Here is a 13,567-nt window from a genome sequence, read left to right as displayed (position 1 = left end):
TATTTTCATCTCCCTTCTATAAAGGAGGTGATGATTGCCGAAAAATCATTCGACTACTAAAATATAAGTAACACATTCACATACCGAGGTGAGAAGTTTGAAAATCGTATGTTTTGGAGACAGTTTAACCAGAGGCATTTCTTATGTTAGAGGGCGCCTTCGCATCATTAAAGAAAATTATCCAAACTCTTTAGCTAAGCTAACAGAATCTTTGCCATTCGTCGAAGTATTGAATAAAGGGGTTTTCAATGATAACTCCGACCTGTTGGTTAGCCGGATCGAGAAAGACGTCATGTCGGAAAATCCCGATATCGTATTAATAGAAGTCGGTGGAAACGACTGTAACTTCCATTGGGACGAAGTGGCCAAGAATCCAGATGGTGACCATGAGCCCATCGTTCCAATCGAACGCTACCTGGAAAATATCACACAACTTGTCAAGCAGGTTCAGGACAAGCATATTACCCCTTTCCTTTTAACTCTTCCGCCACTGGATCCTGCCAGGTATTACAGATCCATCGCCGATAAGTTCGGTCATTCAATCGGGCATTTCGTTTCCCATGTCGGCGGTATTGAACATTGGCATGGGATGTATAATCGCCAATTGAAAAGCCTTGCAGAGGAACTAAAGGTGCCTTTGATCGACGTCCGTTCCTATATTAAATCCTCCGGTGACTTGGGTCCCTTGATTAGCGATGATGGCATCCACCTCACTTCAGAAGGATACCAGCAAATGAGCCTGGCCATTTTCAGTGATTTGCGGAAGCATATGGAAGTTGATAGGTTTACTCAGCCATAAAACGGTAAAAAGGCAAAGCATGGCGCTTTGCCTTTTTGGGTTTTACAGACTTTTCACTTCCACGTTTTCCGGAAGCTTGAAAGGGTTTTCGGTATTGATCCGGTCATAAAACATCATCCCGTTCAAATGATCTAGCTCATGTTGAAACACGATTGCAGCAAAGCCCTTCATCCGCATTTCTATTTCCTCACCATTACCGTCCAAAGCTTTGATTTTAACCCGTTCATAACGCGGTACATATCCTTTAATATCACGGTCGACAGAAAGGCAGCCTTCACTTTGCGGTAAATAGATCATTGTGGCGGAATGGCTGATGATTTTCGGATTCACAAGGGCATATTCAAACAGCTTCCCCTTTTCGTCGGGAAAATACATGACGAACATGCGTTTATTCAAGCCTATCTGATTGGCAGATAACCCAACTCCTTCACGCAAGTTGAACTTCTTTTGGAGTTTTGGATCCTGACTGTTTTTCAGGTATTGCATCATGCATTCCAGCGTTTCACGATCTTCATCCGAAATCGGCAGGCTAACTTCATCCGTTACCTGACGCAGAATGGGATCCCCTTCTCTAACGATATCCTTCATCGTAATCATATAGTCTTTTATAAATTTACTCATAGAACTTCACACTCTTCTACCATTTTATTTTTTCATGACTTAGACCATTTCACTTTAGCATTTCGCATTTAAAAAGTCTAATATGCCGGTTAGATTAAATATTTCTAAATTCCGGACTCTTTAAACTCTCATATATAAGTGTTATTTCTTACCTTTAACATTATTTACCTTTAATTTAAGGTACAAAGACCTATAGATTACATGTTTAAAAATTTTATACTGAATATATATTCTTAAAGGAGATGAAAAATTGAACTCGAACTCTAAATTAGTTTCGAAATTGCTGCCGTTCCTTACGGCTCTCATTGTGATAATTGCTGGAATCAGTTGGTATGCTGTTACTCAGTCAAAGGATATGGTCATTCCTTTTTCATCCGTGGAAAAAACGATTAAAGCCCAAAATGGAGCTCTTGTCACCATTGAAGAAAAAAGAAATGGCACTCTTCACATCTCCACACCAGATGGAGAATACGTTTCCAGTATTCCTCCCAACAGTCAAATGATCAATAAACTTGTCGAAACTTATAACGTTCAATATTCTTTTTCATCAACTAATAAATCAGCATTATGGATTTTAGGCGGGTTAATGGCGGCTCTCGTCACAACCGGTGTCATTATACAGAAAAAATCAAAGGGCGGATTGCGGATCGGCAGCAAAAAACAAAGCCTTTCCACCCCAAAACCCCTGCCAGAGATAACTTTGGATGATGTAGGCGGTTTGCAATCCGAAATCAAACAGGAAATCCTTCAGACACTTACTACACTAAAGGAACCTGAACGTTCAGCTAAAATTGGAATTAAGCCGCCTCAAGGCATTTTATTATACGGCCCTCCTGGAACGGGGAAAACGCTGCTTGCACAGGCAATTGCAAAAGAGCTTGGTGCAAACTTCTTCTCAACGAGCGGTTCAGCCTTCAACGAAATGTTTGTTGGAGTCGGTGCAGCCCGAGTCCGCAGCCTTTTCCAAAATGCACGTAAGCAATCGCCAGCTGTCATTTTCATCGATGAAGTGGACGCATTGGCTGGTAAAAGGAAACCTCATGGCGGGGAAGAAGGCGAAAAAACGTTAACCGAACTGCTTGTCCAATTGGATGGAGGCCATCCAAATGAAGGCATTTTATTCATTGCAGCGACCAACCGGAAAGATATGCTCGATGAGGCATTTCTACGTCCTGGCAGGATTGATTTCTCTTTCCAAGTCCCACTTCCGGATACACAAGGAAGAAAGGAAATCATCGATATCCATACGAAGGGAAAGCGTCTAGCGACAGATGTCCTGGCTTCCCTGGATGAGTTGGCTGAAAGTACATCCGGTTTCTCCGGCGCTGACTTAAGCTCCCTTTTCGATACTGCCTCACGTCATGCCCTGAGGAATGAACAGGATATGATTCGTAAACAGGATCTTGATTACGCCATTGACCGTACGATTCTTGGAGCGACATCACGTACCTTGAATGACGCGGATACGAAGCGGCGTGTGGCCATCCATGAAAGTGGACATGCCCTTATTGCTGCTTTGACAAAGCCTGGTTCCGTTAGAAAGGCGACCATCATTCCGCGTGGGGAAGCCCTTGGATATGTAGCGCCAATACCAAAAGAACTTCATCTGGCAACAGCCAGTGAATTGCTTGATCAAGTCAAAATGATCTTGGCAGGCGGCGTGGCGGAAAGAATGTATTTAGGGGAACATAGCATCGGTGTAGGCGGAGATGTACAGCAGGCAAAACATCTGCTGGAACAAATGGTCGATACCGGAATGCTTCAAGATGGATTCACCCTCACCTTCAATAAAGGTGAGAAGGAGCAAAAGATGCAGGAATTATTCACGAAAGCGATTCAGGAAACGGAAATGTTGATTGACTCGAATCGCCTACAGTATGAAGAGCTCGTTGAAGAGTTATTGAAAAAAGAGACACTTGAGGGAACTGAAGTTCAGCGTATCGTTGACGCTTCGGAAATAACCGGCATATGCTCGAATGCATAATACTCTTCCCACTAAGTCTTAAGAACTGATTTCCAGAGCCTGTTTGCAATAAAACAGGCTCTTTTTTTTTGACCATATATGGAAGCAGAAATGATGAAGGGAAATTAACCAGATGGAATTTCCTCATCCAAATCAACACGACATGTTCCTTTACGGTTTTTCCTGCCCTTGTTGCTGCAATCCAAAGAACAATATTTACTATCTGCTTTTCTTGGTTTGTACTTCTTCCCGCATTGTTCACATTTCTTTAATTCATATTTTATATAGGCTGTCCCTTTACAGCTCTGGGAACAGTATTTAGCATTTTCGTTATAACTTTTAAATCCACGACCACATATCTGGCAAACGAAATTGGCCATTATAAATCCTCCAAATCATGCTAACTGACATTAGCCTTCTATCAATCTATCTTTTCGTACCGTTGCTGGAACTCCCCAATAGAGTTAAAGTTGCCCATTTATATGAATTTCATCAGTTTTGCACTTCCAGCCGAGTGATATTCAGATTCTCACATATTTGTTGAAAAGTGACTGATCTGTGGTGATCCTTAAAACTTTCGGCACTTACCTGATATGCACAAACGGCAAGCCGATACTCACTGTCTACCTTATACTGCCTACAGGTGAAGTCCGTTATTGATAGATTGCTATGTACATCAGTTAACTGAATGTCTTCCATGCCATGCCTTCTTACATTAAAGCTGTGCAAAGGTATGGATAAGCCCTTACCTATTGCTTTGATATAGCTTTCCTTCAAAGTCCATATATCATAAAAGGAAGAAAGTCCGTCTTCTGCTTCCAATACTTGCTTATACTCTTCTTCGGTAAAAAAAACCTTGGCCAGCTGTAACTCAAACGGCCCTATTTTCTCTATATCCACTCCCACCTCTGCATCATGCACGGCACAAACCACATACTCGCCAGAATGGGAAATATTATAATGGAACGATGGATAATCGGGCAGAAAGGGCTTCCCAAATGAATTTGTCCTCCATCGCAGTTCTTCCTTAACCGAACCGTATCGTTCTTTAAGAACAAACCGCACCATCAAATCCCCTATAAGGGAGCGGTAGGCATCATCCAACTTGACGAACCTTTTCACCCGCCGTTGCCTTTCGATTGAAACATGGACAAGCAGTTTATTTAAGTCGGACTCCTCTTTCTTTATGGGCAATTTACATATATATAGTTCAACCAATTCTCCTGCCCCTTCCCCTACTGCCAGCAAAATGAAGGGGAGGTCACTGGTAAAAATCCAGTGACCTCCCTCAAAAATTAACCGAATGAGTAACTTACCCGCTTTTGACCGGTTTTACATCAAGGGAATTAGCCCTGTCCTGTTTCGGTATGGTGGCCTTAAAATCATCCTTCTTTAAACGCATCGCAAATATTAGGGCTATGACGAGCAAAATGGCAGAACCGAAGAGAGCGAATTGATAGGATGATAAGTTAACATGCCCATTCGTTCCCATCGTGTCAGCGCCCACTGCCCCCAGGATGCTGGCTAGGATGGCGACACCCATCGCAGAGCCAATCCGGTTTTGAACATTGAACAATGTGGCGGCCATCCCCATCGAAGCCGAGTTGATATTAGTGAAAGTGGAGTACTGTATGGCCACAACTGTATGTCCCAAACATACGCCGACGCTAAATAACAGGGCCCGAAGGAACCACGGGTTGGCGGTCGGTCCCACGAGGCTAATCAAGGTATAAATGATGATTGTGCTAAGCAGCCCCATCTGGATCACCTGATGTATGCCCAGTTTCTTTGTAGTCAAAGGCATCATCCGGGATGCTACCATCAAACCTATGGCTTCCGGGAATGTCGTCAGCCCGCTTTCCAAAGCTGAAGCATGAAGCGCACTTTGATACATTAACGGAAACACAAAGAGCATCCCCAATAAGCCGGCCATTGAAAATAATGAGATGATGCCCAATGTCCGAAACAAACGATCGGATAATAAACGCAAATCAAGCATTGGTTGGTCCACACGCAGTTCCAATAGAATAAATGAGAGAATAAGAACTGCACCGATAATTCCTGTATACATGATAACGGGGGAGTCCCATCCTTTGGATGGTCCTATGTTCATTGCATACATCATCATGGAAAAGCCTGAAGCTGACAGCAGGAATCCTGGAAGGTCCAACCTGCCAGCCGTAGGCTCTTTATGTTCTTTTAAAAACAGTACACCGATTAACAGGACCATAATCCCGAAAGGAACATTAATATAAAATGCCCAACGCCAAGACATCTGCTCCGTGAAGAACCCGCCAACGATCGGACCAATGGCTGGTGCGAATGCAATGGGCAGCACAAGGGAACGGGAAACCTTTGGCCTTTCCTCCGGAGAGAACGTTCTGAATAAAATCGCCATTCCCACCGGTGTCAGGATCCCGCCTCCAGCCCCCTGCAAAACCCTGAACAAGTTCAAGGTTTGCAGATTATTGGCAAAGCCGCATAAAAAGGAAGCAGCCGTAAAGACACCCAATGCAATCAAGAAGATCTTCTTGGTCCCAAATCGATCCCCTAGCCAACCCGCTACTGGAAGGAAGACAGCCAGGCTAACTAAATATCCAATATTAATGCCGCTGGTTGAAGAAGGATCTAGGTTAAATTCATTACTGATTGTCGGGAGGATCACATTGACAATCGTCCCGTCCATCGAAACCATGAACATCGCTATGACATAAACGATGCACACTACTATTTTAGGGTCTAGCTGTATCCGGGATTTCACTTTGTTCCATCACTGCTGGCAACTAGTTTTAAACTATTGGGCAGCAAATCCGGCCAGTTTTTGTTGATGTATTCCAGGCAATCCTGCCGGCTTTCTTCCCGATATATGACGGACCAGCCTTCCGGAATAACCAAAAAGGCGGGCCAAAGGGAATGTTGACCTTCTTCATTTATCAATACATGGTAGATGCCATTTTCATTTTCGAAAGGGTTGGTCATCAGATATGTCCTCCTTCATTATTTTTTGCCAACTTCTTCATGGTGGATAGTTTGTTAGCGATAACCTGGCCAATTTCAGCAAGCGGTTCCGGCTGGCACATATCCTTATGGCGGCATTCAATATTATGCTGTTCAATCATTCCATGGATATATGGGTTCCATGTATCAGGATAAATGGGATCAAACCAGTCCGGAATGATCGTCGACCTGAAGAACAGCACATTCCCCTTAAAGGTTTTAGGTTTATACTCACCCATGATCCGAACAGAATTTACATATGTCTCTTTAAGGTTCAGGATCGTTTCTTCTTCTAAACTAGCCAATGCACTGCCATCTCGGCGAAGAATTTCTATGGCACTGGCATTATCCAATGGCTGGTCTCCTAAACTATCAGGATCATAACCTCCCAATGCCAGCAATGCGATTAAAGCCTCCTCATCATCCGGAGCCTCTTTTATTGGCAAGAAATGACTTGGATAAGCATCAAGGATTGCAACCAAACGGACGGCCTCTCCCTCATTTTGCAATTGAGTGGCCATTGCATGGACGACATTGCCTCCGAGAGACCATCCCAATAGATGATAAGGTCCTTCTGGCTGGATTGTCCGTAACTGATCGATATAGTCTGCCGCCATTTCAGTCAGTGTTTTCGGAAGTTGCTCCCGCTCTGATATTCCTCGTGCCTGTAACCCATAGATTGGATAGTCAGGGCCCAGTGCAGTCATCAATCCAGCGTAGCACCAGCTAAGCCCTCCCGCCGGATGTACACAAAACAGCGGAAGTTCCGACCCATTTTTCCTAAGCGGCAGCAGGACGTCCAAAGCACTTTTGCTCGTGCCCATTTCAAGTCGTTCAGCGAGCCCCGCAACAGTCGGAGCCTCGAATAGGTTACCAATACTCAACTCAACGCCAAGTGCTTCACGTATTTTGCTCATCAAATGGACGGCAAGCAGCGAGTGGCCACCTAGATCAAAGAAACCGTCATCTATTCCGACATGGGGCAAATCGAGAACCTCCATAAAAAGGTCGCACAGAATCTCTTCCTGCGGAGTCCTCGGTCCGCGCCCTGATTGATCAGTACCGAATTCCGGCGCCGGCAATGCCTTGCGATCCAGCTTACCATTCGGTGTCAAAGGCAATTCGCCCATTTCAACGAAAGCTGATGGCACCATGTAATCCGGAAGGCTGTTTGCAACAAATTGACGTACATTCGCCGGATCGAAGGTGACGTTTGACGCAGATACGACATATGCGACCATACGCTTATCACCCGGATTGTCTTCACGAACCACTACCGCAACTTGTTCAACATGGGAATGCTGAGCAACCAATGCCTCGATTTCCCCCAATTCAATACGGAATCCACGGATTTTAATCTGATGATCGGCCCGACCTATATAATCCAAAGATCCATCTACAAGCCAGCGGGCCAAGTCGCCTGTGCGGTACATCCTGCTGCCTGTTGAACTGAATGGGTTGGCGACAAAACGGTCAGCCGTCAAACCTGGCCGGCCTAAATAACCACGGGCGAGACCAGGTCCGGAAACATAAAGTTCCCCAACTACCCCTGGCGGAACTGGCTGTAAGCTTGCATCTAGCACATACACGCCCAGATCGGGTATGGCACAGCCAATCAGGCTATTTGCTTTTATGGATGTTATATCCCGATTAAGCTCAAGATAGCTGACATGTACGGTAGTTTCCGTTATTCCATACATGTTGATGAGATATGGCGCATTTTCCGGATGGCGGCTGTACCAGTTCTCCAAACGGCTCAGTTCAAGTGCCTCCCCGCCATAAATCACGAAACGTAATTTAATGTCCTGCCCTAGTTCCGGCATTTTCCGATCAGCCTGCATCAATTGATAAAATGCTGATGGGGTCTGGTTCAGTACCGTTACTCCTTCTTTAACAAGCAGTTGTAAAAATTCTTCCGGTGACCGGCTGATGGAATGAGGGACGACCACAAGCTTGCCTCCGTGAAGTAAAGCTCCCCAAATCTCCCAAACCGAAAAGTCAAAGGCATAAGAGTGGAACATCGTCCACACATCTTCGGAATTGAAATGGTACCAATGTTCCGTCGATCCAAAAAGTCTGATTACATTTTGGTGCGGGACCACGACTCCTTTTGGTAAACCGGTGGATCCTGAAGTATATATGATATATGCCGAATTTAAAGGTGATAACGGGTGAATTCGATCACGATCGGTTGGATTGAGAATTGAATGATGACCCAATTCTTTTATGGTACTGGCTTCATCCAATATGATTTGCCTGATATCATGCATCTCAGGAAGCTTGGAAGCTACACCCGAACTCGTTAGAACACAAGCAGGCTGAGCATCAGACAGCATGAACGTTAACCGATCATTTGGATATTCAGGATCTAAAGGCAAATATGCCGCCCCTGCCTTGAGTACAGCCAGCAATCCTACAACCATTTCCAATGATCTAGGCATGGCCAATGCAACGAATTGCTCTGGTCCTACACCTTTAGCAATCAAGAGATGGGCTAGCTGATTCGCTTTTTTGTTTAACTCCTCATAAGTCAAGGAAGTGTCCTCATATACCAATGCAATATTGTGAGAACACTGGCTTACCCGTTCTTCCAGTAATGCCGGTAAGCACTTATGCGGTATTTCTTCGGAACTTCCATTCCAATCCACAAGGATTTCCTTGCGCTCTTCAGTTGACATTATTTCCAATAGTCCAATTGGCCGGTCCGGTTGCGATATGGCGCCGTTCAACAATCTTATTAATCGATTTATTAACATCTCGGCGGTCTCACGCTTAAATAGATCTGTACTATATTCAAGGAAGCCATTTATCCCATCCGGACTCCCATTTTCAGCATGCTCTTCACGTAATTCGATCGTCATATCGAACTTTGAAGCGCCTACGCCATATAACTTCAGGTTGGATTGAATCCCCGGAAGCTCCAATTTCGGATCAGGCGTATTCTGCAGCGCCAGCATGATCTGGAATAATGGATGCCTAGATCGAGAGCGGACTGGGTTCATCACTTCCACTAAACGCTCAAAAGGCAAATCTTGATGCTCATAGGCATTTAAATTAACCCTTCGCACCCTGTCAAGGAGTTCACGGAAAGTGGGGTCGCCGGAAGTATCCGTCCGCAACACCAATGTGTTGATGAACATCCCTACAAGATCGCTTAAGGCATCGTCGCTTCGACCTGCTATCGGACTTCCGATAGGGATATCGTTACCTGCCCCAAGGCGAGTGAGGAGCGCCGACAGTCCAGATTGCAAGACCATGAATAAGCTGACGCCATTATCACGGGCCAAATTCAGTAAACGACGATGCATTTCAGGATTGATAGAAAAGTCTACGGTTTCACCTCTATAACTAGCCTCAAGGGGACGCGGATAATCAGTGGGCAATTCCAATTGATCTGGCAGATTGGCCAATGTTTCTTTCCAGTATTCCATTTGTTCAATGGCTAAACTGGATTCATCACCCTCACTCCCTAAAAGGCTTTCCTGCCAAAGCGCATAATCGGCATACTGTACTGGTAAAGGGGGCAGGTTAGGTTCTTCGCCTTTACTTCGCGCCACATAAGCTGCCGTTAAATCGCGGGTAAGCGGTGTCAGGGACCATCCATCTCCTGCAATATGATGTAATAATAAAACCAATACATGCTTGTCCGAGGCCATTGTGAAAAGCTGGGCACATATGGCCGGTTCTTTTGCAAGATTGAAACTATATCGCGCAGCTGTAGCAATTTCAGCTTCAAGTTCGGACTCTTTGATGTACGATACCAACAATTCCACTTGTGCTTCTGATGAATCCAGAACATATTGATGAGCTGTACCCGAGGTAACAGGGAAAAGCGTACGCAAGGTTTCATGACGCTCGACTACATCATTGATCGCAGCCTCTAGTGACCTAGTATCTACTTCACCGGACAATTCAACAACCAGTGGAATATTGTACGTTGGACTTGGTCCTTCAAGACGGTGAAGGAACCATAATCGCCTCTGTGCAAAGGAAAGGGGCACTGTTTCCGGCCTATCGGCTTTCTTTACAGGCAACCTTGCACTCTTTCCATTGGAAAGCTGTTTTACAAGTCCCGAAACTGTTGGTGTCTCAAAGAGTTTACCAATGCCTATTTCGACTCCGAATGTATCTCTGATTCGAGCCATCAGTGTTGAAGCAAGAAGGGAGTGACCGCCTAAATTAAAGAAGCTATCATCGATACCGACCCGGGAAAGACCAAGAACCTCGGCAAAAAGATCGCACAATATTTCCTCCTGCGGTGTTCCAGGAGCCCGATCTGATACAAGTGCAGTGAGGTCAGGCACAGGCAATTCTTTCCGGTTAAGCTTTCCATTCGGGGTCAATGGCAACTCGTCCATGGTTATGATTGCGGACGGCACCATGTATTCCGGTAGACCGCTGCCTACAAATTCCCGAAGTTCAACCGATTCCGGTGTCGCTTCCAAAGAAGGGACGATATAGGAAACGATACGTTTATCTCCAGGCTGATCTTCACGAACAATGACTGCAGCCTGGTTAACGCCAGGATGCTGGGTAAGTTTCGCTTCAATTTCCCCCAATTCGATACGATAACCCCGAATTTTGATTTGATGATCGGCCCGGCTGATATAATCCAATGAGCCATCCTCTCTCCAACGAACTAGATCGCCCGTTCGATACATACGGCTACCTTTTAATCCATAAGGATTGGCGACAAACCGCTCAGCGGTTAAATCCGGCCGCCCTAAATAACCACGGGCCAACCCTGTACCGGCAATATATAATTCCCCTACTGTTCCTTTGGGAACGGGCTTTAAAGCTGCATCAAGCACATATAGCTGTGTATTCCATATGGGTTTTCCTATGGAGGGCATACCACTTTGATGCGGATCTAGCGTAATGGATGATGACCATATTGTCGTTTCCGTAGGTCCGTATAGATTAGTCACTTCACACCCTAGTTCATGTAAGGCATTGATCAGACTAATCGGAAGGGCTTCCCCTCCTACAAGCACTCTAAGATTCTTTATCACATCCGGATAGTTCGTTACCAGCGAATGCCAAAGCGTCGGTGTTGCCTGCATGATGCTTATATCATGGTGAACGATCATATCAGACAGAGTCTTAGGGTCTTGAACCGTTTCCTTGGCAGCTATGACACAACTTGCCCCATTCAATAACGGCAGGAAGATTTCTAATCCGGATATATCAAAAGCTATTGTCGTTACCGCCAAGAGCCGATCCTGATGTTTCAAAGAAAATTGGCTTTGCATGGAAGAAAGGAAGTTAATAAGGCTAGCCGATTGAATCAAAACACCTTTCGGTTTTCCGGTAGAACCTGAAGTGTAAATCATATAAGCAGGATTAAGTGGCGAGACTGACCCCATACGTTTTTCATCATCCACATTTATATCCGGATAACTCCCAATTCCAAGTATGGTTTCTTCCTCATCCAAAACGATGCGCTCCGCTACATGGACACCCGATAATTTTGAAGATAATTCTTTACTTGTTATGATGGAAGAGGGCCGTGCATCATTAAGCATGAAATCGATTCGATCCGTTGGATAATCCGGGTCTACAGGTAGATAGGCCGCTCCCGTCTTTAACACGGCCAACATGGAAATGACCATATCCACCGAACGGTTCAGTGCTATAGCCACGAATTTCTCAGGTCCTATACCCTTCTCCAACAGAAGGTGGGAAAGGCGATTGGCCCGCTTGTTTAAATCCATATAACTAAGGACAGTATGCTCATCCATCACCGCTGTCAAATCAGGGGTTTTGGAAACTTGATTTTCAAATAATTTTGGTAAAAGCAAAGAAGGGAGTTCCTCTTCCGTTCTATTCCATCGTTGCAGGACTTGCTCCCGTTCCTCAGGTAGAAGCAGTTCAATTTCCCCGATTGATTGAGTCTCTGCTGCCGCAACCTTTTCAAGGAAATTCAGGAATCGCTTATGGTGAGCACTCAAATCTTCAATAGCATATACCTCTGGGTTTGCATCCAAATCAACCCTTAGCCCGTTACCATCGGACTTGTCATAAATGTTAATCGACAAGTCATCGACAGGTCCTGTTGCCAGCTTATGTGTGATCGCTTTACTTCCCGAAAAATCCAGTCCATAATCAAACGGCATAATATTAATTTGAGGTCCGAATAATCGCTGGTTGTCACCCAGCAGTTTAAGGTCCCGACGCAATTCTTCATGTCGGTAATTTTGATGTCGGCGGATGGTACGGACTTCCTTCGACACTTGCTTCACTAACTCTTTAAAACTCATCTCAGGTTTTACAGACAACCGGAGCGGCAACAGATTCATGACCATACTGGGGATATTCAATGAGGAAGATCCCAACCGGCCCATCATCGGTAAACTCAGGATGACATCTTCCGAGCCTGTCAATCGATTTACGTAAACGGCCGTTACTGCAATCACGACTTCATGCCAGCTTCCTGAATATGTATGTGCATTCGCTTTTAAGGATTGTGTAGCGGCAGATGATAGATAACCCGTTTGACTAATGAATCCTTTAGAAGTCCGGGGGGCTCGATCAGCTAGGCTCATAACCTCTGGCTGATCAGCAAAACGGTCTTGCCAATACTGGCGATCCAGTTCGAACTTCTCGGATTTCCTGTACGCCTCATCTTCCTCTAGAAGTAAGTGTAAAGGAGCGAAGGCACCTTCCTCCAGATTTTGTCCCTTTTGAAGAGCTGTATATAGTTTAGCTACCCGTTGCGAGATAAGTGAAAATCCAAAAGCATCCATTACAATATGGTGAATCCGCTGATACCAGAAAAAGCGATCTGAATCCACTTTGATCAAGGCTTGATTGAAAAGTGGATCATTTTTCAAGTCAATAGGTTGAGCCAGGTCTTTTTTCATCCATTGCATAGCTTTATCCCGTGGGTTTTCCTCTCCACTGATATCAATGAATTCAAAAGGAAATTCACTCGATTCCCCGCTGACCTGAAACGGTCCATTATGATCCTCACCAAAGCGGACGTGTAAAAACTCCGCCTCCATGACTGCCTGTTTCAGCGCCTGTTCAAATTGTTCTATATCAATCCGGCTATCTATTTCTATGTATTCCCCTGTGTTATAAATTGGATTATCCGGCTCCAGTTGCTGAGCAAACCAGATACCGGATTGTGCGCCGGACAATTGCCAGCGCACATCTTGGTCCTGAATATTAATCACTCCGTTTTA

8 protein-coding genes are annotated in these 13,567 nt (G+C 45.0%); 2 read left to right on the top strand and 6 right to left on the bottom strand.

Annotation, left to right across the window (positions count from 1 at the left end):
* The first annotated feature begins 97 nt into the window (after window positions 1-97).
* Window positions 98-799 carry an SGNH/GDSL hydrolase family protein gene (locus MHB45_RS25870; RefSeq protein WP_048688782.1) on the top strand — a complete coding sequence of 234 codons (702 nt, stop codon included), beginning with the start codon at window positions 98-100 and terminating at the stop codon, window positions 797-799.
* Window positions 800-841: 42 nt separating this feature from the next.
* On the opposite strand, the gene def is transcribed toward MHB45_RS25870, so the two are convergent.
* Window positions 842-1,420, bottom strand: coding sequence for a peptide deformylase (gene def, locus MHB45_RS25865; RefSeq protein ID WP_072274029.1), 579 nt, complete (start codon window positions 1,418-1,420; stop codon window positions 842-844).
* Window positions 1,421-1,670: 250 nt separating this feature from the next.
* Between def and MHB45_RS25860 the strand changes: the two genes are divergently transcribed.
* On the top strand, window positions 1,671-3,404 hold the full coding sequence (locus tag MHB45_RS25860; RefSeq protein ID WP_048688776.1) for an AAA family ATPase: 1,734 nt from the start codon (window positions 1,671-1,673) through the stop codon (window positions 3,402-3,404).
* Window positions 3,405-3,508: 104 nt separating this feature from the next.
* Here MHB45_RS25860 and MHB45_RS25855 read toward each other — a convergent pair whose 3' ends face one another.
* The 5 genes from MHB45_RS25855 to MHB45_RS25835 form a co-directional block, all read right to left on the bottom strand.
* Entirely contained in the window at window positions 3,509-3,763 is a 255-nt protein-coding gene (locus MHB45_RS25855) for a hypothetical protein (protein ID WP_048688773.1), read from the bottom strand.
* A 112-nt stretch (window positions 3,764-3,875) separates the two neighbouring features.
* Window positions 3,876-4,601, bottom strand: a complete 726-nt coding sequence (locus tag MHB45_RS25850; protein ID WP_048688845.1) for a 4'-phosphopantetheinyl transferase family protein — start codon at window positions 4,599-4,601, stop codon at window positions 3,876-3,878.
* A 94-nt stretch (window positions 4,602-4,695) separates the two neighbouring features.
* Entirely contained in the window at window positions 4,696-6,144 is a 1,449-nt protein-coding gene (locus tag MHB45_RS25845) for a DHA2 family efflux MFS transporter permease subunit (RefSeq protein WP_226990544.1), read from the bottom strand.
* Entirely contained in the window at window positions 6,141-6,362 is a 222-nt protein-coding gene (locus tag MHB45_RS25840) for an MbtH family protein (RefSeq protein ID WP_048688770.1), read from the bottom strand. Before MHB45_RS25840 ends, MHB45_RS25845 begins: the two co-directional genes overlap by 4 nt.
* A complete protein-coding gene (locus tag MHB45_RS25835; RefSeq protein ID WP_373689714.1) occupies window positions 6,362-13,558 on the bottom strand; it encodes an amino acid adenylation domain-containing protein in 7,197 nt (2,398 codons plus the stop codon). Before MHB45_RS25835 ends, MHB45_RS25840 begins: the two co-directional genes overlap by 1 nt.
* Window positions 13,559-13,567: the final 9 nt, after the last annotated feature.

This window comes from Peribacillus sp. FSL K6-5616 (assembly GCF_038008245.1).
GTDB lineage: Bacteria > Bacillota > Bacilli > Bacillales > DSM-1321 > Peribacillus > Peribacillus frigoritolerans.
This window is presented reverse-complemented; position numbering and strand designations above follow the sequence as displayed.

Coding starts and splice junctions, on each gene's coding strand:
- MHB45_RS25840 (WP_048688770.1), bottom strand. CDS start 6,362: ATGACCAACCCTTTCGAAAATGAAAATGGCATCTACCATGTATTGATA.
- MHB45_RS25855 (WP_048688773.1), bottom strand. CDS start 3,763: ATGGCCAATTTCGTTTGCCAGATATGTGGTCGTGGATTTAAAAGTTAT.
- def (WP_072274029.1), bottom strand. CDS start 1,420: ATGAGTAAATTTATAAAAGACTATATGATTACGATGAAGGATATCGTT.